The following is a 22,960-nucleotide window of genomic DNA, read 5'->3' on the forward strand; positions in this document are numbered from 1 at the left end:
ATTCGATGGCAGTGGAAGCACAGCGAACAAGACCGGCGGGCGCCTCCAGGCGGCCGTCGCGGATCATGCCGTCCTTCGTCTCGAAGATCACGGTGCCGATGCGCCGCTTCCTTGGTCATCATATCTTTTCCAGCCTGACGCGGCGTATCCTGTTCCTCAACCTTGCCGGCCTCGCCGTCCTGGTGACCGGCATCCTCTATCTCAACACCTTCCGCGACGGACTGATCGACGCCCGCGTCGAAAGCCTGATGACCCAGGGCGAGATCATCGCCGGCGCCATTGCCGCGTCGGCGACCGTCGAGACGGATTCGATCAGCATCGACCCGGAAAAGCTGCTTGAGCTGCAGGCCGGCGAAAGCCTGGGACCCGGCTCCGACCAGCTCGACAATCTCGACTTCCCGATCAACCCGGAGCGGGTCGCGCCGGTGCTGAGAAGGCTGATCTCGCCGACCAGGACCCGCGCACGCATCTATGACCGCGACGCCAATCTGCTGCTCGATTCGCGCCACCTCTATTCGCGCGGCCAGATCCTGCGCTACGATCTGCCGCCGGTTGAAGAGGAAGAGCCCGATCTTGTCGAGCGCATCCAGAAATTCGTCTTCGACTTCTTCCGCAACACCGAGCTGCCGGTCTATCACGAGCAGCCGGGCGGCAATGGCGCCGCTTTCCCGGAAGTGGTCAAGGCTCTCACCGGCAGCCCGTCGACCATCGTGCGCGTCAGCGAGCAGGGCGAGCAGATCGTTTCGGTGGCGGTGCCGATTCAGCGCTTTCGTGCCGTCCTCGGCGTGCTGATGCTGTCGACCGAAGGCGGCGACATCGACAAGATCGTCGCCGCCGAGCGCAAGGCGATCCTGCGCGTCTTCGGTATCGCGGCCCTTGTCACCGCCATCCTGTCGATGCTGCTTGCCTCCACCATCGCCAATCCGCTGCGCCGGCTGTCGGCGGCGGCGGTGCGGGTGCGGCGCGGCGTCAAGAGCCGTGAAGAGATCCCCGATTTTTCCGACCGTCAGGACGAGATCGGCAATCTGTCGATCGCCATACGCGACATGACCAACGCGCTCTACGCCCGCATCGAGGCGATCGAAAGCTTCGCGGCCGATGTCTCGCACGAGTTGAAGAACCCGCTGACGTCGCTGCGCAGCGCGGTGGAAACCTTGCCGCTGGCCAAGAACGACGATTCGCGCGGCCGGCTGATGGATATCATCCAGCACGATGTCAGGCGGCTGGACCGGCTCATCACCGATATTTCCGACGCATCGCGCCTGGACGCGGAGCTCGCGCGTGAAGATGCCGGGACGGTCGACCTGAAGAAATTCATCACCGATCTCGTCGCCGTTTCGCGCGAGGCGACGCGTAACAAGAAGGCGGTCGAGATCGAGTTCAAGGCCGCCAAACTGCCGCAGGGCGTCAAAGGCTACGTCGTCGTCGGGCATGATCTGCGCATCGGCCAGGTCATCACCAATTTGATAGAGAACGCCCGCTCCTTCGTCCCCGAGGATCATGGCCACATCAGCCTGTCGCTGGCGCGTGCCGGCAAGTTCAACATCGTCACCGTCGACGACAATGGCCCCGGCATCCGCGCCGACAACATCGACCGCATCTTCGAGCGCTTCTACACGGATCGGCCGGCCGGCGAGGCATTCGGCCAGAATTCGGGCCTTGGCCTGTCGATATCCAGGCAAATCGTCGAGGCCCATGGCGGCACGCTGACCGCCGAGAACATCCCCGGCACCAAACCCGGCGAGATCAAGGGCGCACGCTTTGTGGTGACATTGCCGGCCGAAGGCTGAGAGCATGAATTCCAACCACGCTTGGTCCAGCCGTGCAGCCTGAAAACATTCACGCGACAATGGTTTTGATCGGCGAGCGCGGCATTCTCGTCACCGGAGCATCCGGCTCGGGCAAGACGACGCTGGCACTGGCGCTCATCGACCATTGTCGCCATCGCGGCCTGTTCTCGCGGCTCGTTGGCGACGATCAGCTCTTCGTCGAGGCGCATGCCGGGCGGCTGCTGTGCCGCGCTCCCGCCGCCATAGAAGGCCTCGCCGAGGTGCCGGGGCTCGGCCCCCGACCTCTGCCATTCGAGCCGGCAGGCCTCGTCGACCTCCATGTCCGCCTGGTGCCGGCCGGCGAAGCGGTGCGCTTCCAGGAGGATACCGCAAGCAGCATTGCGGGCTGTCTGGTGCCGCGGGTCGACGTGGTCGAACGCAATGTCCCAGCGGTCTTGCCGGTCGTGATGGCGCGGCTGTCGATCGCGCCTTTTCTATGATCCGTTCCGGGTTTTTTGCTGCAATGCGTCAAAATGGCATGTGCCTGCGCAATTTTGGGCTTGTCAACGGGCCGTGCGTCGACAAGATAGCGCTCCCGCCGCCTGGATTGGCTGGCGAGCATAAAATGCGCCTGTGAAGCGGCGATGACGGGAGCCACCAAAGAATGATCGGACTCGTGCTTGTAACGCACGGTCAACTGGCCACCGAGTTCCGACATGCCGTCGAACATGTCGTCGGGCCACAAGACAATTTCGAAACCGTGGCGATCGGTGCCGACGACGATATGGAGCAGCGTCGCCGCGACATCGTCGACGCTGTTGCCCGTGTCGATACCGGGGCGGGCGTCATCGTGCTGACCGACATGTTCGGCGGCACGCCCTCCAACCTTGCCATTTCGGTGATGGAATCCGGCCGCACCGAGGTGATCGCCGGCATGAACCTGCCGATGCTGATCAAGCTCTCCTCGATCCGCAAGGGCGACAATATGGCCGCCGCGCTCGATGAGGCTCAGGCCGCCGGTCGCAAATACATCAACGTCGCCAGCCAGCTTCTGAGCAGCAAATGAACGCCCTGTCCCCGGAAAAAGATCAGATTGTCCGGGACTTTCCCATCATCAACCAGCGTGGCCTTCATGCCCGCGCTTCGGCGAAGTTCGTCCAGCTGGCCAGCGGCTTCGATGCCTCGGTGCATGTCGAGAAGGATGGCGTCAAGGTCGGCGGCACCTCGATCATGGGCCTGATGATGCTGGCGGCAAGCCCCGGCTATTCGATCCGCGTCACCGCCAGCGGGCCGGAGGCCCGGCAGGTCATCGACGCCCTGGAGCAGCTGGTGGCGTCCCGCTTTGGCGAGGAATGCTGAGTGCAGATGCGCGCCTGAGAGACATGCAGGGATAAAGATTTCTTTATATCCCATTGTCGACCCTGCTCCGATCTGCTAGTCAGGCCGGCAATTCGCGCCCTTCGACGCGCCGACCGGCGCGGGCGTGTCCGCAACAAATTCGCAAGCACAACATTCGCATCGGAGTACTGCCATGACGGGTAGCAAGGACTATGTGGTCGCCGACATCTCGCTTGCCGGCTGGGGCCGCAAGGAACTCGAGATCGCCGAAACCGAAATGCCGGGCCTGATGGCCTGCCGTGAGGAATTCGGTCCCAAGCAGCCGCTCAAGGGCGCGCGCATCACCGGTTCGCTGCACATGACGATCCAGACGGCGGTGCTGATCGAGACGCTGAAGGAGTTGGGCGCCGATATCCGCTGGGCCTCCTGCAACATCTTCTCGACCCAGGACCATGCGGCCGCGGCCATCGCCGAAGCCGGCATCCCGGTGTTCGCCGTCAAGGGCGAGTCGCTCGAGGAGTATTGGGACTACACCGACAAGATCTTCCAGTGGGCCGATGGCGGCCTCTCCAACATGATCCTCGATGATGGCGGCGACGCCACCATGTACATCCTGATCGGCGCCCGCGCCGAGGCCGGCGAGGATGTGCTGTCCAACCCGCAGAGCGAGGAAGAGGAATACTTCTACGCCCAGGTCAAGAAGCGCCTGAAGGCTTCGCCCGGCTTCTTCACCAAGCAAAAGGCGGCGATCCGCGGCGTCACCGAAGAGACGACCACCGGCGTCAACCGGCTCTACCAACTGCAGAAGAAGGGCCTGCTGCCCTTCCCCGCCATCAACGTCAACGACTCGGTCACCAAGTCGAAGTTCGACAACAAATATGGCTGCAAGGAATCGCTGGTCGACGGCATCCGCCGCGGCACCGACACGATGATGGCCGGCAAGGTCGCTGTCGTGTGCGGTTATGGCGACGTCGGCAAGGGCTCGTCGGCCTCGCTCAAGGGCGCCGGCGCCCGCGTCAAGGTCACCGAGGTCGATCCGATATGCGCCCTGCAGGCGGCGATGGACGGTTTTGAAGTCGTCACGCTGGAAGATGCGGCCCCCACCGCCGACATCGTCATCACCACCACCGGCAACAAGGATGTCGTCACCCTCGACCATATGCGCTCGATGAAGGACATGGTCATCGTCGGCAACATCGGCCATTTCGACAATGAGATCCAGGTCGCCGCGCTGCGCAATTTGAAATGGACAAACGTTAAGCCGCAGGTCGACATGATCACCTTCGCGGACGGCAAGCGGATGATCCTTTTGTCGGAAGGGCGGCTGCTCAATCTCGGCAACGCCACCGGCCACCCGAGCTTCGTCATGTCGGCATCCTTCACCAACCAGGTGCTGGCCCAGATCGAGCTCTACACCAAGCCCGGCCAGTACGAGAACCAGGTCTATGTCCTGCCCAAGCATCTCGACGAAAAGGTCGCGCGCCTGCATCTCGACAAGCTCGGCGCCCGCTTGACCGAACTGTCGGGTGAACAAGCCGCCTATATCGGCGTCACGCCGCAGGGTCCGTTCAAGCCGGAACACTACCGCTATTAACCAAAGCTAAAATTACTACCAGATATTGAGGCCGGGCGATTGACTTTTCGCCCGGCCATATTTTTGCGCGCCATCAGCCTTCACGTCGATTCGGCGAGGGGTTATTGTCAGGTGATTCGGCGATGCTTCCAGCCCAAGAGGGTCAAGAGAAGCACGCATCAGGGCGGTCTTGCATTCAGGCGGCGGAGAGGACCAAGACATGCCGGGGCAACACCCGCACAGGGCGGGACGGGCCGTTTCCGGCGGCCATGACGATTCGGGGATTGCTGGCTCCGCCCTGGAAGGCGGGAGCCTGTCCTGGTGCGCCCGCGCGTCGACATTCCTTGCCACCGCCGCGCTCGCGGTCCCCTTGACAGGCGCCGTCGCGCATGCCGAAACCGCTGCTGCCAGCGTGGCTGGACTGTCGCTGAGCGCCATCGAGGTCATGCAGCTTGCCGTGTTCGTCGGCGTGACTGGTGCCGCACTGATATCGGCCATCGTTCTCATCCGCGAAAGAGCCCGCACCTCGGCGGAGAATGTCGAACTCAGGAGCCGCCTCGCCGACATCAACGCGGCGCTCCGCCGCTCGGAGGCGCTGCTCAATCTGCGCGACCAGCGCGTGGTCGTCTGGGCGGCGGAAAACAAGAAGCCCGAGCTCATCGGCACATTGCCCGTCGAAAGCGGCGCTCCCGAGGATAGGGCCGCTTTTCTTGCTTTCGGCCGCTGGCTGATGCCGCGTTCGGCGGCGGCACTCGAACATGCCGTCGCGGGATTGCGCGAGAAGGCCAAACCCTTCGACCTCGTCATCGAATCGCAGGCCGGTGCGCCGCTCGAAGTGCATGGCCGCAAGAGTGCCGCGCATGTGCTCGTGCGTTTTGTCTCGCTCTCGGAGACGCAGCGCAGCCAGGCCAGGCTGAAGATCGAGAACCAGCGGCTGGCCGCCGACCACGACACGATGATCGGCCTGCTCGACGCGCTGAACATGCCGGCATGGCTCCGCGGCGAGGACGGCGGGCTGAAGTGGGTCAACCGCGCCTATGCCGATGCCGTCGAAGCCGAAAATGCCGAAGCCGCGGTTCGGGAGAAAAAGGAGTTCCTCGGCGGTCAGGCGCGCGATGCGATTGCCGCCCAGCACAAGACGCATCCGGTTTTCGAGCAGTCGCTGTCCACGGTGATCGAAGGGGATCGCCGTGTGTTCGCGGTCACCGATTTCGCCGGCAGCGATGGCTCGGCCGGCCTTGCCTGCGACACCAGCGCCATCGAGACCGTTCGCGGCGAATACGAACGGACCGTCAGGAGCCACGCCGACACGCTCGACCAACTCAATACGGCGGTCGCCATTTTCGATACCGACGAGAAGCTGCGGTTCTTCAATCAGGCCTTCCAGAAGCTTTGGGGCCTCGATGCAGGCTTCCTGCACAGCGCTCCCGACAATGCCTTGCTGCTCGACCGGCTGCGCAGCGAAGGCAAGATCGCCGAACAGCCTGAATGGCGCCGCTGGAAGGAAGGCCTGCTCGGCGCCTATCGCGCCGTCGAATCCCAGGAACATTGGTGGCATCTGCCGGATGGCAAGACCATTCGCGTCGTCGCCAATCCGCAGCCCAAGGGCGGCGTGACCTGGGTGTTCGAGAACCTGACCGAGAAGATGGACCTCGAAAGCCGCTACCAGACAGCGGTGCGGGTTCAGGGCGAGACGCTCGACAATCTTGCCGAAGGCGTGGCGGTGTTCGGACCCGACGGCAGGCTCCGGCTGTCGAATCCTGCCTTTGCCACTCTCTGGGGATTGAGCGGTGAAGCGGCCAAGCCCAGCGTCCATGTGTCGGCGATACGTGACCTCTGCGACCGGCAGGCTGCGGACAGCCCCTGGCCCAGCTTCGTTGCCGCCATCACCGGCTTTGACGACGAGCGCCGCGACCGCCACGGACAGACCGAGCTCAACAACGGCAATGTGCTGAGTTACGCCATGATCCCGCTGCCCAACGGGCAGGTGATGATGACCTTCGTCGACGTTACCGACAGCGTCCATGTCGAGCGGGCGCTGAAGGACAAGAACGAGGCGCTGCAAAAATCCGACCAGCTCAAGAATGAATTCGTCCAGCACGTCTCCTATGAACTGCGCTCGCCGCTGACCAACATCATCGGCTTCACCGAACTCCTGTCGCAGCCCACGACCGGTCCGCTGTCGCAGAAGCAGCGCGAATATGTCGAGCATGTCAGCTCGTCCTCCTCGGTCCTGCTCACCATCGTCAACGATATCCTCGACCTGGCGACGGTGGACGCCGGCATCATGCAGCTCGACATTTCCGAGGTGCAGGTCGATCGCACCATCGCCGCTGCGGCCGAACTGGTGGCCGACCGGCTGGAAGAGCATTCGATCAGTCTCCAGGTCGACGCCGTCGCGGCGCCGAAGACGTTTCATGGCGATGAGGTCCGCGTCCGCCAGATCCTCTACAATCTGCTCAGCAACGCCGCCAATTACGCTCCGGAAGCCAGCATCATCCGGCTCACTTGCCGCCATCTGGCGGATGGGGTGGAATTCTCGGTTCATGACGACGGCCCCGGCATGCCGCCGGATGTGCTTGATTCGGTGTTCCGCCGTTTCGAGCCGCGCGCCAATGGCGGCCGCCGGCGCGGCGCCGGCCTCGGCCTGTCGATCGTCAAGAGCTTCGTCGAGCTGCATGGCGGCAGCGTTCGCATCGAAACCGGCAAGGACAAGGGCACGACCGTCATCTGCACCTTTCCAGACATGCCGGGCATCCGCGCCGCGGCCGAGTAGCGCGTTCGATGACCGGATTGCTGCTGGAGCGATTACTCGCCGACGAGACCCACACAGCGCGGCTGGGCGAAGATCTGGCGCTGTCGCTGCGCCCGGGCGACGTGCTCGCCCTCAAGGGCGATCTGGGCGCCGGCAAGTCGACGCTGGCGCGGGCCTTGATCAGGACCCTGGCCGACGATGCCGGCCTCGACGTTCCGAGTCCGACCTTCACATTGGTGCAGAGCTACGACACCCGCATTCCGGTCCATCATTTCGATCTCTACCGCCTGTCCTCGGCGGACGAGCTCGATGAGCTTGGGTTCGACGAAGCCCTGGCGCAGGGTGCTGCTTTGGTCGAATGGCCGGAACGGGCGGAAGCCCATCTGCCGAAAACCACGATCCTGATAGAGCTCGTCCAGCATGGCCACGGCCGGCTGGCGCGATTGTCAGGGCAGGGTGATGCCTTCGATCGGGCGGCACGATCGCTGGCCATGCGCGACTTTCTCGTGAACGCAGGCTGGGGGGAAGCGCAGCGCCGCCATTTCATCGGCGATGCTTCGGCCCGCTCCTACGAGATCGTTTCGCTGCCGGACCAAAAGCCGCGGGTCTTAATGAACTCGCCACGGCTGGTTCTCGGCCCCCCTGTGCGCGACGGCAAGCCCTATGCCGAGATCGCGCATACCGCTCAGTCGGTCTCCGCCTTCGTTGCCATCGACCGCGCCTTGAAGGAAGGCGGCGTCAGCGTTCCGGAAATCCATGCCGAGGACCAGGAGCAAGGTTTCCTGCTTCTCGAACATCTTGGTTCCGAAGGTTTCCTCGGCGGCGATGGCCAGCCGCTGGCCGAGCGTTACGCAGCGGCGGCTGAGCTGCTGGCCATGATGCACGGCAGGGCCTGGCCGCAGCGCCTGGAAACAGGGCAAGGCGGCTTCCACGATGTGCCGCCTTTCGACCGCGACGCCATGATGATCGAAGCCGATTTGCTGGTCAACTGGTACGTGCCGGCGATATCGGGCGGCCCGCCAAGTGACAGCTTGCGCGCCGGTTACCACAGGGAATGGAACGCGCTCCTCGACCGGCTGCAAGGCCGCGAGTACACGCTGATGCTGCGCGACTTCCATTCACCCAACATCATCTGGCGCGGCGACCGTTCAGGGAATGATCGGCTGGGCATTGTCGATTTCCAGGATGCGCTGATCGGCCCTTCGGCCTATGATGTCGCCTCGCTCGCCATGGACGCGCGGGTCACCATCTCGCCCGAGATCGAGAAACAGACGCTGGATGCCTATGTCGCGGCGCGCTACACAGCCGGTGCTTTCGACGAAGCAAGCTTCCTGGAATCCTACGCCATCATGGCGGCGCAGCGAAATTCCAAGATCCTCGGCATCTTCGTCCGTCTCGAAAAACGCGACGGCAAGCCCTACTATCTGAAGCACCTGCCGCGCATCCGCGATTATCTGCGCCGGGCCTTGTCTCATCCGGCGCTGGCAAGCCTGCGCGAGTTCTACGACGCCCACGGTTTGCTGGAGGAGCGAGCGCTGTGACAGCAGGACCCGACACCGCCATCGTACTTGCCGCCGGGCTCGGCAAGCGCATGCGGCCGATTACCGACACCATCCCCAAGCCGCTGGTCAGGATAGCCGGCAAGACGTTGCTCGACTGGAGCCTCGACAGCCTGGCCGCCGCCGGCGTCGGCAAGGCGGTCGTCAACGTCCACTATTTTCCCGAACAGATCGTCGCCCATGTCGCCGCGCGCCGCGCGCCAAACATCGTCATTTCCGACGAGAGCGAACAACTGCTCGATTCCGCCGGCGGCATCGTCAAGGCGTTGCGGGAACTGGGCGATCAGCCCTTCTACATCCTCAACGCCGACACGTTCTGGATCGATGACGGTCCTCTCAATCTCCAGCGCCTCGCCCTTGCATGGGACGCGGCGAAAATGGATATTCTGCTGATGCTGGCGGATCTCCAACAGGCGACCGGACACTGCGGCAGCACCGATTTCCTGGTGGCGCCGGATGGCGGCTTGCGGCGTTCGAAAGGCGACCCGGCGGGGCTGATCTATGCCGGGGCGGCGATCGTCCATCCGCGCCTGTTCGAGGGTGCACCGGCCGGGCCGCACTCGCTCAACGCCTATTTCGATTCCGCCATCGCGGCCGGCCGCCTGTTCGGCATGCCGATGCATGGCCACTGGATCACCGTCGGCACGCCCGATGCCGTACCGCTCGCGGAAGCGGCGGTCGCCGGTGCGCTCATCGAGTCGCAATGAGCGGCTCCAGCCGCGTTTTCTCGATCCCGCCCGGAGCGCCGTTTCTGCCGACGCTTGCCGAGGCGCTGCTTGCCGGCCGTCTTGTCCCGGGGTTTCGATTTGACGGCGACCCGCTCGCTTTGGCCGATGTCACCATCTATGTGCCGACACGCCGTGCTGCGCGCGCTCTGCGGGGTGTCTTCGTCGACAGCCTGGCGGCACGCGGCGGCGGCGGCTCGGCGATCCTGCCGGTCATCCGGCCACTGGGCGAGTTCGACGAGGATGAGGCCGCATTCGAGACGGAGGCATCGGCGGCCATCGATCTCGCGCCGCCGATTTCGGCAACCGAACGCCTGTTGCTGCTGACGCCGCTGGTTCGGGCCTGGAAACGCCGGCTGCCGGCGCATGTCGCCGCCCTTTTCGCCGAGGAGATCGTCATCCCGGCTTCCACCGCCGACGCAATCTGGCTGGCGCGCGATCTCGCCCGGCTGATGGACGAGATCGAGACGGAAGGCACCGACTGGGCCAAGCTCACAGATCTGGTGACCGGCAATCTTGCCGGATGGTGGCAGGTGACGCTCGAATTCCTCGGCATCGTCACCGAAGCCTGGCCGAAATTCCTCGCGGAAAGCGACCGCTCCAATCCGGCCGCGCATCGCAGTGCGCTGATCCGCGCCGAGGCGGCGCGGCTGCTGCGCAATCCGCCCGCCGGCCCCGTTATCGCCGCGGGCTCGACCGGCTCGATACCCGCCACGGCCGAACTGCTTGCCGCCATCGCCGGCCTGCCCGGCGGCGCCATCGTGCTGCCCGGCCTCGACCGTACGCTGGACGAAGCGTCGTTCCAGGCAATCGCCGCGCCAGGCGCGCGTCCAGCCGTGCTCGGCCACCCGCAATATGGCCTGGCCAGATTGATCGCCAAGGTCGGCGGGCTGCGCGGTGACGTCGACGAGCTCGGCGTGGCCGAGCCGCGTCTGGCGCTCCGCGCCGCTCTTGTCGGCGAAGCGCTGCGGCCGGCCGAGACCACCGAACTCTGGGCCGAGACACGTGCGGGCTTCCCGGCCTCCGATATGGCCGGCGCCTTCGCCGGGGTGACCTTGCTCGAAGCTGCAAGCGAACGTGATGAAGCCGTCGCCATCGCCGTCGCGCTCAAGCGCGCGGTTGAACAGCCCGGCCAAAGGGCGGCTCTCGTCACCGGCGACCGCGCGCTGGCGCGGCGCGTCTCGATCGAGCTCCAGCGCTTCGGCGTCGCCGCCGACGATTCCGGTGGCACGCCGCTCGCCAACACCCCCGCGGCCAGCCTGCTCAGGCTGGCGCTCGAGGCATTATTCAGGCCAGGCGATCCGGTCGGCCTGCTGTCGCTGCTCAAGCATCCGCTGCTTGGCCTTGGCCTCGAACGGGCCGATGTGCGCCACGCGGCGGAACTGGTCGAGCTGGTGGCGCTGCGCGGCGGCACCGGCCGCCCCGACATCGTTTCGCTGCCGGAACTGTTTGAGGCCCGCCTCACCGGCCTGGGCGGCGGCAGCCGGCAGCCCTTCTGGTTTTCCCGGCTGACCGTGCGCTCCATCGAAACCGCCCGGAATTTGCTTGAACGTCTCAAGCAGGCGCTGGCGCCGCTCGCAGCCTTCCGCGGCCGGGACGATGCCGACCTTGCCGCGCTTGTCAGGGCCAGTGTCGCCATCCTCGAAAATCTCGGCCGCACCGTCGATGGCGGCCTTGCCGAACTCTATGCCGGTGACGCCGGCGAGAAGCTTGCCGAACTGCTGCGCGGGCTGGTCGCGGCTTCGGCTTCGCTATCCTTCGCGGCGACCGAGTGGCCCGATATCATGGCGGCGCTGATCGCGCCTGAAACGGTCAAGCCGGCACACGGCACCGACCGGAACATCGCCATCTGGGGCGCGCTGGAAGCGCGCTTGCAGACCGTCGATACGCTGGTCATCGGCGGGCTCAACGAGGGCGTGTGGCCGCGCAAGCCAGAGAGCGACCGCTTCATGTCGCGGCTGATGAAGACCGGCATCGACCTCGAACCGCCGGAACGGCGCATCGGCCTTGCCGCGCATGATTTCCAGATGGCCATGGGGGCTGGGAAGGTCGTGCTGTCCCGCTCGGCGCGTGCCGGCGACGCACCCGCCGTGCCATCACGCTGGCTGCAGCGGCTGTTGACCTTCATCGGCAACGATCAGGCAGCAGAGTTGCGCCGGCGTGGCGACGAACTGCTCGCCTGGGCGCGCGCGCTGGATACAGGCCCAAGGCAGGATTTCGCGCCACGGCCGCAGCCGAAGCCGCCCTTGTCGGTGCGCCCGACGCATTTCTCGGTCACCGAGATCGAGACCCTGCGCCGTGACCCCTACGCCGTCTATGCAAGACGCATCCTCGGCCTGATGCCGCTCGGTCCGGTCATTCGCGATCCTGGTGCGGCCGAGCGCGGCACGCTGTTTCACGCCATCCTGCACCTGTTCTCAGGCAGCGTCGCCGATCCGCGCGCGCCCGATGCGCTTGCCGGCCTTATCGCCGCCGGTCACGCCTGCTTTGCCGAAGCCGCCCTTCCTGCCGATGTCGAGGCGGTGTGGTGGCCACGTTTCGAGAAACTCGCCGCAAACATCATCGAGTGGGAGCGCACGCGCGCCGATGCGGTGACAAGGCGCCATGCCGAGGAGCGCGCCGGAAAGACCGTCGTCGGCCAGTCCGGCGTGACGCTGTCCGGCTACGCCGACCGCGTCGATCTGCTGGCCGGCGGCATGGCCGACATACTGGATTACAAGACGGGGTCCTCGCCGTCCAAGGCGCAGGCGCACACACTGCTTGCGCCGCAACTGGCGTTGGAGGGCGCGCTGCTCAGGCGCGGCGCCTTCAAGGATCTGGGCGCGCGCGAGCCCTCTCAACTGGCCTTCATCAGGCTGAAGCCGAATGGCGAGGTGTTCGAGGAATCCATCCTCGAACACAATCGCCAGCCGCGGACCGCGACCGATCTTGCCGAAGAGGCCTGGGCGCGGCTGGAAAAGCTGTTGATCCACTATGCCGATCCTGCGACGGGTTATCTGTCGCGCGCGCTGCCGTTCCGCGAAGGCGAGACCGATGGCGACTACGACCATCTTGCCCGCGTGCTCGAATGGTCGGCAGGCGGCGATGCCGGTGACGAGGGAGGGGAGGCATGAAAAAGGCCTATCCGATCCCCAGCGACACCGCGACCAGCCAGGCCCGCGCCGCCGATCCCGGCAATTCCGCCTGGGTGTCGGCGAATGCCGGATCCGGCAAGACCCATGTGCTGGCCCAGCGCGTCATCCGGCTGCTGCTGCGCGGCACCGATCCGTCAAAGATACTGTGCCTGACCTATACGCGTGCCGCCGCCGCCAACATGTCGAACCGGGTGTTCTCGACGCTGTCGGAGTGGACGACGCTTGGTGACGCGGACCTTGCGGCAAAGGTCGAGGCGCTGGAGGGCCGCCGGCCCGATCTCGAGACCATGCGCCGGGCGCGGCGCCTGTTCGCCGAGGCGCTGGAAACACCCGGCGGGCTGAAGATCCAGACCATCCACGCCTTCTGCGAATCGGTGCTGCACCAGTTCCCGCTGGAAGCCAATATCCCGGCCCATTTCGAGATGCTCGACGGCCAGATGGAGGCATCGCTTTTTGCCGCGGCGCGCCGCGAGATGATTTCGGGCACATCCGCCGGTGACAGGGATCTGGCCGAGGCTTTTGCCGCCATTCTCGATCGGGGCGGCGAAGCCGGGCTAGACGCCTTGCTGGGTGAGATCGTGCGCAAGCGCGACGGCTTGCGCAATTTCATCGACGCCGTCGGGCGTGACGGCACGCGCTTCCAGGCCCTGTTCGACGAATTCCATTTCCACCCAGGCCAGACGGCCGAGGGCATAGCCGCTTCGGTATGGCCGTTGCCGGGTTTCCTGCCCGACTATTTTGCCGGCTTCGCCCACGCAGCCGAGGCCACCGACGCCAGATCGGTGCTGAACAACATCTTGCCCTATGCGCGGCAGGCTTTCGCCGAGGGCGATCCCATTCGGCGCCTGCAACTGCTCGCGCGAGCCTTCCTCAAGACGGATGGCGACGCCTACGACCCGGCAAAGGCCTTCAAGAAGGCCCTGGTCGACCGGCTGCCGGATCTGGCGGAGCGCTATCTCTCGGCCGCCAACGCCATCGTCGAAACCACCGACCGGCTGGCCCTGTTCCGGATGCTGGAGGGCACAGCTGCCGCGCTGACCATCGCCGACTGGCTGATCGCCCGCTACGAAATGCTGAAGCGCAGCCGCGGCTTTCTCGATTTCAACGACCTGATCACCCGCACCGTCAACCTGCTGGCGCGACCAGACGCCGGCCCCTGGGTGCAGTACAAGCTCGACCAGGGCATCGACCATATCCTGCTCGATGAAGCGCAGGACACCAGTCCGGACCAATGGGAAGTGGTGAAACGGCTGGCGGAAGAATTCTTTGCCGGCTTTGGCGCGCGCGACAGGGTCCATCGCACGGTCTTCGCCGTCGGCGACGAGAAGCAGTCGATCTATTCGTTCCAGGGTGCCGCCCCGGACTCCTTCGCCGACAGCCGGCTGTTGTTCGCGGGACGAGTGCGCGACGCAAAGGCGTCCTTTGCCGACCTCAAGCTGACCTGGTCGTTCCGCTCGACCGACGATGTTCTGACCGCGGTCGACCGCGTCTTTGCCGACGCGAGCGTGCGGCGCGGCATCAGCCATGATCCCGATCCGCTGCGCCACCAGGCGATCCGCACCGACGCACCGGGCTATGTCGAGGTGTGGCCGTCAGTCGGCGCCGATGTCGTCGATGAGCCCGACGACTGGACGCAAGCCATCGACCATGCGCACGCGCCGGCGGTGCGCGTGGCCGAGAACGTCGCCGCCACCATAGCCGGCTGGATCGGCACCGGTGAGATCATCGAGGGTCGCGGCAAGCGGCTGCGGCCGGGCGATGTGCTGGTGCTGGTGCGCAAACGCGATCGCTTCGTCCATGCGCTGACCCGCGCACTCAAACGCCGCGACATTCCGGTCGCCGGCGCCGACCGGCTGAGCCTGCCCGGGCACATCGCGGTCAAGGACCTGATTGCGCTCGGTCACCTCCTCATCCAGCCGCAGGACGATTTGTCGCTCGCCGCGGTGCTGCGCAGCCCGATCTTCGATCTGCCGGAAGAGACGCTTTTCACGCTCGCCGCGCAGAGGCCGGCTGGCCTGTCGTTGATCGCATCGCTGCGCCAGCACGCCGGCGAAAGCGAGAGAATGGCGAAGATCGTCGCTCAGGTCGACATCTGGACGAACGAGGCCGCCTTCAAACCGGTGTTCGAGTTTTACGCTTGCCTGCTGGCGCGCGATGGCGTGCGCCGCAAGATGATCGCGCGGCTTGGGCCCGAAGCCGGCGACATTCTCGACGAGTTCCTGAGCTTCTGCCTTGCCGAGGAGCGAACCGGCCTGCCGGGGCTGGAAGCCTTCCTGTCGACGCTGGAAAACGCCGGTCCCGAGATCAAGCGGGAGATGGACCAGACCCGCGACGAGGTCCGGGTCATGACCGTGCACGCTGCCAAGGGGCTGGAAGCGCCGGTCGTGTTCCTGGTCGATGGCGGTTCCGCCCCGTTCAGCGACCAGCATTTGCCGCGCCTGATGCCCTTCGACGGCTCCGGCGCGAATTGGGACGGCAAGGGCTATCTCTGGCGCTCGGCCAGCGACGTCGCCAACGGCTTTTCCAAAGCAGCGGCAGCGCGGGCACGGGAACTCGCCGACGACGAATACCGCCGGCTGCTCTATGTCGGCATGACCCGTGCCGAGGACCGGCTGATCGTCTGCGGCTATCACGGCAAGCGGGCGCCGAACGCCGGCACCTGGCACTCGATCGTCAGCCGCGCGCTGATCGGCGCGCCGGAAAGCGAACAGCGTGCGCATCCCGCCGGCGGCGAGCCGGTGCATCGTTTCCATGTCACCAAGCTGCCGCCGGTCGCACAGGCTTCCAGCGAGCAGGCGCGGCGGACGGATGCTTTCGGACCTTTGCCGGCGACTTTGTTCCGGCCCTTGCCGCCCTTCGAGGATCTGCCGCGTCCGCTGTCGCCATCCGGTGCCTCGGCGCTGATAGACGAAGGCAAGGAAGCTGTGGTCGACAAGACGTCTCCGGTGCTGGACGCCGATGCCGAGCCGGGCTTTGCCGTGCTGCGCGGGCTTGCCCTGCACAAACTGCTGCAGATGTTGCCCGGCATTGCCGAGCCCGAACGCCAGGGCGCGGCGGAACGCTATCTCGCACGAACCGGTGCAGAATGGCCTTCGTCAGAGCGTGAAAAGGCCCTGGCTTCGGTCACATCAATCCTTGCCGACGTCAGCTTCGGTCAGCTGTTTGCACCGACGTCGCGCGCCGAGGTCGCGATCATGGGCAGCCTGGAGGTCAAGGGCAAGAAGCGCTCGATTTCCGGCAAGATCGACCGGTTGGCGGTGACATCGGACAGTGTGTCGATCGTCGACTACAAGACCAATCGGCCGGCGCCCGGCTCTCTGGCCGAGGTTACGCCGGCCTATGTCCTGCAGCTCGCGCTCTATCGCGCCTTGCTGCAACCGCTCTATCCCGGCCGCACGGTCAAGGCGGCCTTGCTGTTCACCGAGGCGCCACGGCTGATCGAACTGCCGGCCAGCGCCATGGACGACGCTCTTGCTCGACTCACGCGAGCGTGACACAACACCTGCTTGAAGAAGGGCGCGATCGCCACCACATTTGGTGGTACAAAAACTTTCAAAAGGATTTTTCCATATGGCAACCGTGAAGGTCGACAAGAGCAACTTCCAGGCTGACGTGCTTGACGCCAACGTACCGGTCGTCGTCGATTTCTGGGCGGAATGGTGCGGCCCCTGCAAGCAGATCGCTCCGGCGCTCGAAGACATCGCCACCGAACTCGGCGCCAAGGTCAAGATCGCCAAGCTGAACATCGACGAGAATCCCGAGCTTGCCGCCCAGTTCGGCGTGCGCTCGATCCCGACGCTGATGATCTTCAAGGGCGGCGAAATGGCCGACATGAAGGTGGGTGCGGCGCCGAAGACCGCGCTGTCGCACTGGATCAATGGCAACCTCGCCTGACCTGTCTGAAATTCCTGATATCAAGCCCGGCCTCGCGCCGGGCTTTTTGTTGGCGTCATTGGTAACAGGCTCTGGCCCTCACATCCGGGCGATCCATGTCTTCTGTTGGCAGCGCAAGCAGGGAGAAATGATATGACCGGATCCGCCAAGGCCACCGTCTTCATCGACAATGAGCGCGTCATCGTCACCGAATACCGCTTCCAGCCGGGCGACAATACCGGCTGGCATCGCCATGGCCATGAATATGTCGTGGTGCCGCTGATGGACGGCAAGGTGAAACTGGTGACCAAGGATGGCGAGAGCTTCGCCGAGATGAAGAAGGGCGCGCCCTATTTCCGCAAGGAAGGCGTCGAGCACGACGTGATCAGCGCCAATGAGGGTGAATACGCCTTCATCGAGATCGAGCTGAAGTGATGGCGTGCCATCATCTGCCATCTAGATGGCAAGGGCAGGAAAGGCTATATCTTTTCAAAAGGGAATTTGAAATGGCCGAACCCCAGCTTTCCGTCCGCAGCGCAAAAGCACGTGAGCTTGCGCATCGACTCGCTCGTCGCGAAAACCGCTCAATAGCTGATATCGTCGAACGCGCGCTTGAATCCTATGAGATTCGCGAGGCCGGGCGAGAACCGGCATCCGCCTTCTACTCCCGCCTGACGGCAAGCGTTGGCGTCGACATCGATCTGGAAGAAATCATACGGGAAAACCGCAAGGTCCATACAGGGCCGGAGCTTTGATTTTCGTCGACACTAATGTGATTTCTGAGAGCCTTAGAAAGGCGCCTGACGCGGCTGTCATGGCTTGGCTGGTTCGCAACGATACCGAACTGGCGCTTCCCACGGTGGCGATTGCCGAAATCGCTTTCGGTATCCAAAAGATACGACCTGACGAGCGTGCCGATCGCCTGGAGCAAGGTCTCTCCCAATGGCGCCATCGCTTTGCCGGTCGCATTTTTGGGCTGACGGAGGAGGCGGCTCTGGCTTATGGCGAGATTATGGGAACGGCGACGCGCAAGGGCCGGGGCATGTCGGCACCCGATGGCATGATTGCAGCGATAGCGCGCGTGAATGGCGGTCGGCTGGCAACGCGTAACCTGAACGACTTCGGCCCGGCCAACCTCGAGCTGATCTCACCTTGGGATTTCTAATGCATGTCGCCCAAAAGTGATCTCGGTTTTGGGAAGACGACATGCATAAAAACAATGGCCTAAAGCGGGTCACCTGAATTCGTTCAGACGCGACACGCGTTAGGGCGTTTCACCGTTTCACGGAAAAGGAGGAATGCTCTACCAATCGGCGATGCGGTCGCCGCCGGCGAACTGTGCGCTTTTGCCGGTGTATTCGAACAGCTCGATCTTCACGCCGTTGGGATCGCGGATCCACGCCTGGAAAGTGTCGTCGCAGGCGTGCTTCTTGGCCGTGACGTCGATGCCCTTCGATTTGATGTGATCGATCGCAGCATCGATGTTTTCCACCTCGAGGCAGAAATGGTTGATCTGGTTCTGCTCGGTGTAGGCCGTGCCGTCCTTCTGGGAACACCTCGATATGGCTGCGCCCGCCGCAATTGAGGTAGAACCCGAAAATCTTGCCGTCGCGCAGGAAATTGAACTGCGTATCCAGGCCCAGCACGTCGCGATAGAAGCTTCGCGTTGCCTCCAGGTCATGCGCGAAGATGCAGACGTGAGCGAGCTGCTTGACCTTGATCATGACGGGTTCCTCGCAACTCCGACCTCAGGTCGGCGGAGTGCCGTTCTCGGCCAGCACCGCGCCGGTCAGATACAACGAACCGCTGATCAGGATGCGTGGCGCCGGGCCGTCCCAGGTGTCGCGCAGCAGCATCAGCGCGCTGGCGACGGAACTCACCGGCTCGGCGGTCAGCCCGGCTTCCGTCGCGCGGATCGCCAGTTCGTCATTAGGCACGCCGGCCTCGCTGAGGCTCACCGGCACCGTGTAGACATGCCGGGCGAGGCCCTTGAAGGCACGGAAATAGCCGCTCTGGTCCTTGGTGTTGATCATGCCCGAGATGAGGAACAGCGGACGCGGGTTCTTCTCTTCCTGCTCGGCCAACGCTTCGGCAACCACCACGCCGGCCCCCGGATTGTGGCCACCGTCGAGCCAGATATCGGCGCCCTTGGGTGCCAGTTCGGCCAGCCGGCCCTGCATCAGCTTCTGCATGCGGCCAGGCCAGGCGACATTGATCATCGCCTTTTCGGCGGCGCGATGGCTGATCTCGAAACCGGCCGCCTTGACCGCGGCAATCGCCGCCGCCGCATTGGCGAACTGGTGGCGGCCGGGCAGCCTGGGCGGCGGCAGGTCCATCAACCCGTCTTCGTCCTGGTAGACCATGCGGCCGTTTTCCTCGAAGGCAAGGAAATCCTGGCCGTAGACGAAGGTTGGGCATTCAAGCCGCTCGGCGGTTTCGATCAGCACCTGCAGCGCAGTCTCGCTCTCCTGCGCGCCGATGACCACCGGACAGCCGGGCTTGATGATGCCGGCCTTTTCGGCCGCGATCAGTTCGACCCGGTCGCCGAGATAGGCCTCGTGGTCGAGCGACACCGGCATGATCACCGACACGGCCGGCTCCTTGACGACATTGGTCGCGTCGAAGCGGCCGCCGAGCCCGACCTCGATGATGGCGGCGTCGGCCTGGTGTTCGGAAAACAAGAGGAAGGTGACTGCGGTGAGGATCTCGAAGACGGTAATCTTCTCGCCCTCATTGGCCCTGGCGGCACGAGCAATAGCATCGGCGAAAACCCTGTCTTCGACCAGCCTGCCGCCGCCATCGGCGGCCAGCCGGTAACGCTCATGCCAGTTGACCAGATGCGGCGAGGTGTGGACATGGACGCGGTAGTCCGCGGCCTCGAGCAGGGCGCGCGAAAAGGCGGCGCACGAGCCCTTGCCGTTGGTGCCGGCGATGTGGATGACCGGGGGCAGCCGGTCCTGCGGATTGTCAAGCCGCTCCAGCAGCCGCGAAATGCGGTCGAGCGAAAGGTCGAAGCCTTTCGGGTGGAGCGCCATCAGGGCTTCGATTTCGCGGTCGGCGGCAAGCGTCGTCATGGCAGAATCCCAGCACATGAGCCTGAAAACCAGAATCGGTCTCGGATGGCCATGGCAATCAAAAAGCTACAGCGCCCCGAAGCCGTCGTGCAATCGCGGTCGCGGCGCTTCGTGTCGCTTCAGGCTTGCGGCCGAGCTTCCGCGGCGACCGCTGCCGGCGGCAGGATTTCCGGCTCCAGCGGCTTTTGCTCCTCCGGCAGCTTGAGCAGCATCTTGAGCAGGCGCGCGATGGTTTCGCGCAGTTCCAGCCGCGACACCACCATGTCGACCATGCCGTGCTCCATCAGATATTCGGAGCGCTGGAAGCCGTCGGGCAATTTCTCGCGGATCGTCTGTTCGATGACGCGCGGTCCGGCAAAGCCGATCAGCGCGCCGGGCTCGGCAATGTGCACGTCGCCCAGCATGGCGTAGGAGGCGGTCACGCCGCCCGTGGTCGGGTTGGTCAAAACGACGATGTAGGGCAGGCCGGCTTCCTTCAGCCGGTCGACACCGACCGTTGTCCGCGGCAATTGCATCAGGGACAAAATACCTTCCTGCATGCGGGCACCGCCGGAAGCAGCGAACAGGATCAGCGGCCGCTTGCGCTGCAGGGCCACTTCGAAGCCATGCACGATGGCGTCGCCGGCGGCCATGCCGAGCGAGCCGCCCATGAAGGCGAAGTCCTGCACCGTGACCACCACCGGCAGACCCTCGACGGTGCCCAGCGCATTGATGATCGCGTCCTCAAGGCCGGTCTTGGCCTTGGCGTCCTTCAACCGGTCGACATAGCGCTTCTCGTCGCGGAATTTCAGCGGATCCTGCATCACCTTGGGGTTGTCCAGGGTCTCGTATTTGCCGCCATCGAAGAAGAATTTCAGCCGCTCCTTGGCCGAGATCTTCATGTGATGGCCGGAGGACGGAATGACGAACTGGTTGGACTCCAGGTCCTTGTGGAACACCATCTCGCCGGTCTCCGGATCCTTGATCCAGAGGTTCTCGGGCATGTCGGTGCGCCGGCCGAGCATCGAATTGATTTTCGGGCGAACGTAATTGGTGATCCAGTTCATCGCTTCGGCTCCTGTCCTGACGAGGATTGGGAAGAGGTAGGAGAACTATTCGGCAGCAGCAAGGCGGGCCGAGCGCACGCCTTGCGCAAGGCCGCTGACCAGCGTGGCGACGGCTTCGGCCGGATCGGCGGTCTTTTCGCCCTTCGGTCCCAGCACATTGGCCACCGCATTGACGATCGCGGTGCCGACGACGACGCCGTCGGCATTGGCGCCGATCACCCGGGCCTGCTCGGCGGTCTTGACGCCGAAGCCGACGCAGACCGGCAGGTCGGTGTGGCCCTTGATGCGCTTGACCGCCGCCGCCACCTTGCCGGTGTCGGCCAGCGCCGAGCCGGTGATGCCGGTCATCGAGACGTAATAGACGAAGCCCGACGTGTTCTGCAGCACTTTCGGCAGGCGCTTGTCGTCGGTGGTCGGCGTCGCCAGCCGGATGAAATTGATGCCGGCCTTGAGCGCCGGAATGCACAGTTCCTCGTCCATCTCGGGCGGCAGGTCAACGACGATCAGCCCGTCGATGCCGCTGGCGATCGCGTCCTTGAGGAAGCGGTCGACGCCATAGATGTAGATCGGATTGTAATAGCCCATCAGCACGATGGGCGTCTCATTGTCGCCAGCACGGAAGTCGGACGCCATCTTCAGCGTCTTGACCAGCGTCTGGCCGCCCTTCAGCGCCCGCAGGCCCGCTGCCTGGATCGCCGGGCCGTCGGCCATCGGATCGGAGAACGGCATGCCGAGCTCGATGATGTCGGCGCCAGCCTTGGGCAGTGCCTTCATGATCGACAAAGAGGTGTCGTAGTCGGGGTCGCCGCCCATGAAATAGGTGACGAGCGCCGGGCGGCCTTCGGCTTTCAGTTTTGCCATGCGGCGGTCGATGCGGGTCACCATGATCAGATCTCCATGCCCAGCATCGAAGCCACCGTGTGCACGTCCTTGTCGCCACGGCCGGACAGGTTGACGATGACGATCTGGTCCTTGTCCATGGCGGGCACGATCTTCACCGCATGCGCAATGGCATGCGCGGATTCCAGCGCCGGGATGATGCCTTCGACGCGCGTCGTCAGCTTGAAGGCCTCCAGCGCTTCGTCGTCGAGGATCGGCACATATTCGACGCGGCCTGAATCACGCAGCCACGAGTGCTCCGGGCCGACACCAGGGTAATCGAGGCCGGCCGAGATCGAATGGCCATCCATGATCTGGCCGTCAGAGTTCTGCAGGAGATAGGTACGGTTGCCGTGCAGCACGCCGGGCGCGCCGGCATTCATCGACGCGCAATGCTCGATGCCGTCGAGACCGCGCCCGCCGGCTTCGATGCCGATGATGCGGACATCCTTGTCGTCGAGGAACGGATGGAACAGGCCGATGGCGTTGGAGCCGCCGCCGACAGCGGCGATGATCGTGTCCGGCAGCCGGCCCTCCTGTTCGAGGATCTGCGCCCGCGCCTCGATGCCGATCACCGACTGGAAATCGCGCACCAGCTCCGGATAGGGATGCGGGCCCGCAGCGGTGCCGATCAAGTAATAGGTGTCCTCGACATTGGTCACCCAGTCGCGCAACGCCTCGTTCATGGCGTCCTTCAGCGTGCCGTGACCGGCGGTCACCGGCCGCACTTCGGCGCCGAGCAGCTTCATGCGGAAGACATTGGGGCTTTGCCGGGCGACGTCGGTGGCGCCCATATAGACGACGCAGGGAAAGCCGAAGCGGGCCGCGACCGTGGCCGACGCCACGCCGTGCTGGCCGGCGCCGGTCTCGGCGATGATGCGCTTCTTGCCCATGCGCTTGGCCAGCAGGATCTGGCCGAGGCAATTGTTGATCTTGTGCGAACCGGTATGGTTCAGATCCTCGCGCTTGAAATAGACCTTTGCGCCGCCGAGATGCTTCGTGAGGCCTTCGGCGAAATAAAGCTTCGACGGCCGTCCGGCATAGTGGGTCGACAGGTCAGTCAGCTCGGCCCTGAAATCCGCATCGTTCTTGACCTCGTTCCAGTGCCGCTCCAGATCGAGGATCAGCGGCATCAACGTTTCGGCAACGAAACGACCGCCGAAAATGCCGAACATGCCCTGTTCGTCGGGTCCGGTGCGGAAGGAATTAAGTGTCGCCGGCTTGTTCATCGCCGA

19 protein-coding genes and 1 pseudogene are annotated in these 22,960 nt (G+C 64.5%); 14 read left to right on the forward strand and 6 right to left on the reverse strand.

The window, feature by feature from the left end; translation table 11 throughout:
* The first annotated feature begins 5 nt into the window (after positions 1–5).
* The 14 genes from NKJ37_RS11520 (at position 6) to NKJ37_RS11585 (ending at position 17,891) form a co-directional block, all read left to right on the forward strand.
* Entirely contained in the window at positions 6–1,790 is a 1,785-nt protein-coding gene (locus NKJ37_RS11520) for a sensor histidine kinase (protein ID WP_013528336.1), read from the forward strand.
* A 32-nt stretch (positions 1,791–1,822) separates the two neighbouring features.
* Complete coding sequence (locus NKJ37_RS11525; protein WP_023810631.1) at positions 1,823–2,269, forward strand: HPr kinase/phosphorylase; 447 nt, start codon at positions 1,823–1,825, stop codon at positions 2,267–2,269.
* Between the two features lie 164 nt (positions 2,270–2,433).
* Entirely contained in the window at positions 2,434–2,835 is a 402-nt protein-coding gene (locus NKJ37_RS11530; protein ID WP_010912939.1) for a PTS sugar transporter subunit IIA, read from the forward strand.
* The gene (locus tag NKJ37_RS11535; protein WP_023810630.1) at positions 2,832–3,128 is read left to right on the forward strand and encodes an HPr family phosphocarrier protein; all 297 of its coding nucleotides are present in this window, start codon (positions 2,832–2,834) and stop codon (positions 3,126–3,128) included. The genes NKJ37_RS11530 and NKJ37_RS11535 overlap by 4 nt, the downstream gene beginning before the upstream one ends.
* 172 nt (positions 3,129–3,300) lie before the next feature.
* The gene (ahcY, locus tag NKJ37_RS11540) at positions 3,301–4,701 is read left to right on the forward strand and encodes an adenosylhomocysteinase (protein WP_023810629.1); all 1,401 of its coding nucleotides are present in this window, start codon (positions 3,301–3,303) and stop codon (positions 4,699–4,701) included.
* 199 nt (positions 4,702–4,900) lie between these two features.
* Entirely contained in the window at positions 4,901–7,456 is a 2,556-nt protein-coding gene (locus NKJ37_RS11545; RefSeq protein WP_352753063.1) for a sensor histidine kinase, read from the forward strand.
* A gap of 8 nt (positions 7,457–7,464) precedes the next feature.
* Positions 7,465–8,976: a tRNA (adenosine(37)-N6)-threonylcarbamoyltransferase complex ATPase subunit type 1 TsaE gene (tsaE, locus tag NKJ37_RS11550; RefSeq protein ID WP_352753065.1), complete on the forward strand. Its 1,512-nt coding sequence runs from the start codon at positions 7,465–7,467 to the stop codon at positions 8,974–8,976.
* Positions 8,973–9,701 (forward strand): nucleotidyltransferase family protein, encoded by a 729-nt coding sequence (locus NKJ37_RS11555; protein ID WP_352611034.1) that lies wholly within the window; start codon positions 8,973–8,975, stop codon positions 9,699–9,701. Before tsaE ends, NKJ37_RS11555 begins: the two co-directional genes overlap by 4 nt.
* The gene (gene addB / locus NKJ37_RS11560; RefSeq protein WP_352773858.1) at positions 9,698–12,832 is read left to right on the forward strand and encodes a double-strand break repair protein AddB; all 3,135 of its coding nucleotides are present in this window, start codon (positions 9,698–9,700) and stop codon (positions 12,830–12,832) included. The genes NKJ37_RS11555 and addB overlap by 4 nt, the downstream gene beginning before the upstream one ends.
* Entirely contained in the window at positions 12,829–16,347 is a 3,519-nt protein-coding gene (addA, locus tag NKJ37_RS11565) for a double-strand break repair helicase AddA (RefSeq protein WP_352773859.1), read from the forward strand. Before addB ends, addA begins: the two co-directional genes overlap by 4 nt.
* Before the next feature lie 76 nt (positions 16,348–16,423).
* Positions 16,424–16,747 (forward strand): thioredoxin, encoded by a 324-nt coding sequence (gene trxA, locus NKJ37_RS11570; protein ID WP_023810623.1) that lies wholly within the window; start codon positions 16,424–16,426, stop codon positions 16,745–16,747.
* A 132-nt stretch (positions 16,748–16,879) separates the two neighbouring features.
* Complete coding sequence (locus NKJ37_RS11575; protein ID WP_352773860.1) at positions 16,880–17,161, forward strand: cupin domain-containing protein; 282 nt, start codon at positions 16,880–16,882, stop codon at positions 17,159–17,161.
* 71 nt (positions 17,162–17,232) lie between these two features.
* Entirely contained in the window at positions 17,233–17,481 is a 249-nt protein-coding gene (locus NKJ37_RS11580; RefSeq protein ID WP_352773861.1) for a plasmid stabilization protein, read from the forward strand.
* Positions 17,478–17,891: a type II toxin-antitoxin system VapC family toxin gene (locus NKJ37_RS11585; RefSeq protein ID WP_023810620.1), complete on the forward strand. Its 414-nt coding sequence runs from the start codon at positions 17,478–17,480 to the stop codon at positions 17,889–17,891. Before NKJ37_RS11580 ends, NKJ37_RS11585 begins: the two co-directional genes overlap by 4 nt.
* Before the next feature lie 138 nt (positions 17,892–18,029).
* Here NKJ37_RS11585 and NKJ37_RS11590 read toward each other — a convergent pair whose 3' ends face one another.
* The 6 genes and pseudogenes from NKJ37_RS11590 to trpB all read right to left on the reverse strand — a co-directional run bounded on the left by NKJ37_RS11590 (position 18,030) and on the right by trpB (position 22,954).
* Positions 18,030–18,218, reverse strand: a complete 189-nt coding sequence (locus NKJ37_RS11590; RefSeq protein WP_352773895.1) for a VOC family protein — start codon at positions 18,216–18,218, stop codon at positions 18,030–18,032.
* Between the two features lie 130 nt (positions 18,219–18,348).
* Positions 18,349–18,450, reverse strand: a pseudogene (locus NKJ37_RS11595) (VOC family protein); the annotation flags it as partial.
* Positions 18,451–18,474: 24 nt separating this feature from the next.
* A complete protein-coding gene (locus tag NKJ37_RS11600; RefSeq protein ID WP_352440510.1) occupies positions 18,475–19,800 on the reverse strand; it encodes a bifunctional folylpolyglutamate synthase/dihydrofolate synthase in 1,326 nt (441 codons plus the stop codon).
* A gap of 119 nt (positions 19,801–19,919) precedes the next feature.
* Positions 19,920–20,846 carry an acetyl-CoA carboxylase, carboxyltransferase subunit beta gene (accD, locus tag NKJ37_RS11605; RefSeq protein WP_352773862.1) on the reverse strand — a complete coding sequence of 309 codons (927 nt, stop codon included), beginning with the start codon at positions 20,844–20,846 and terminating at the stop codon, positions 19,920–19,922.
* Positions 20,847–20,891: 45 nt separating this feature from the next.
* Entirely contained in the window at positions 20,892–21,731 is an 840-nt protein-coding gene (gene trpA / locus NKJ37_RS11610) for a tryptophan synthase subunit alpha (RefSeq protein WP_352440508.1), read from the reverse strand.
* A gap of 2 nt (positions 21,732–21,733) precedes the next feature.
* Entirely contained in the window at positions 21,734–22,954 is a 1,221-nt protein-coding gene (gene trpB / locus NKJ37_RS11615) for a tryptophan synthase subunit beta (protein ID WP_352773863.1), read from the reverse strand.
* Between the last annotated feature and the right edge of the window lie 6 nt (positions 22,955–22,960).

Origin of the sequence: Mesorhizobium sp. M0140 (assembly GCF_040322475.1) — a bacterium.
Classification (GTDB): Bacteria; Pseudomonadota; Alphaproteobacteria; order Rhizobiales; family Rhizobiaceae; genus Mesorhizobium.

Excerpts from the sequence above, each read along its gene's own strand:
- NKJ37_RS11520 (WP_013528336.1), top strand. The coding sequence starts at position 6 with ATGGCAGTGGAAGCACAGCGAACAAGACCGGCGGGCGCCTCCAGGCGG.
- NKJ37_RS11530 (WP_010912939.1), top strand. The coding sequence starts at position 2,434 with ATGATCGGACTCGTGCTTGTAACGCACGGTCAACTGGCCACCGAGTTC.
- NKJ37_RS11535 (WP_023810630.1), top strand. The coding sequence starts at position 2,832 with ATGAACGCCCTGTCCCCGGAAAAAGATCAGATTGTCCGGGACTTTCCC.
- ahcY (WP_023810629.1), top strand. The coding sequence starts at position 3,301 with ATGACGGGTAGCAAGGACTATGTGGTCGCCGACATCTCGCTTGCCGGC.
- NKJ37_RS11545 (WP_352753063.1), top strand. The coding sequence starts at position 4,901 with ATGCCGGGGCAACACCCGCACAGGGCGGGACGGGCCGTTTCCGGCGGC.
- tsaE (WP_352753065.1), top strand. The coding sequence starts at position 7,465 with ATGACCGGATTGCTGCTGGAGCGATTACTCGCCGACGAGACCCACACA.
- addB (WP_352773858.1), top strand. The coding sequence starts at position 9,698 with ATGAGCGGCTCCAGCCGCGTTTTCTCGATCCCGCCCGGAGCGCCGTTT.
- addA (WP_352773859.1), top strand. The coding sequence starts at position 12,829 with ATGAAAAAGGCCTATCCGATCCCCAGCGACACCGCGACCAGCCAGGCC.
- trxA (WP_023810623.1), top strand. The coding sequence starts at position 16,424 with ATGGCAACCGTGAAGGTCGACAAGAGCAACTTCCAGGCTGACGTGCTT.
- NKJ37_RS11575 (WP_352773860.1), top strand. The coding sequence starts at position 16,880 with ATGACCGGATCCGCCAAGGCCACCGTCTTCATCGACAATGAGCGCGTC.
- NKJ37_RS11580 (WP_352773861.1), top strand. The coding sequence starts at position 17,233 with ATGGCCGAACCCCAGCTTTCCGTCCGCAGCGCAAAAGCACGTGAGCTT.
- NKJ37_RS11600 (WP_352440510.1), bottom strand. The coding sequence starts at position 19,800 with ATGACGACGCTTGCCGCCGACCGCGAAATCGAAGCCCTGATGGCGCTC.
- accD (WP_352773862.1), bottom strand. The coding sequence starts at position 20,846 with ATGAACTGGATCACCAATTACGTTCGCCCGAAAATCAATTCGATGCTC.
- trpA (WP_352440508.1), bottom strand. The coding sequence starts at position 21,731 with ATGGTGACCCGCATCGACCGCCGCATGGCAAAACTGAAAGCCGAAGGC.
- trpB (WP_352773863.1), bottom strand. The coding sequence starts at position 22,954 with ATGAACAAGCCGGCGACACTTAATTCCTTCCGCACCGGACCCGACGAA.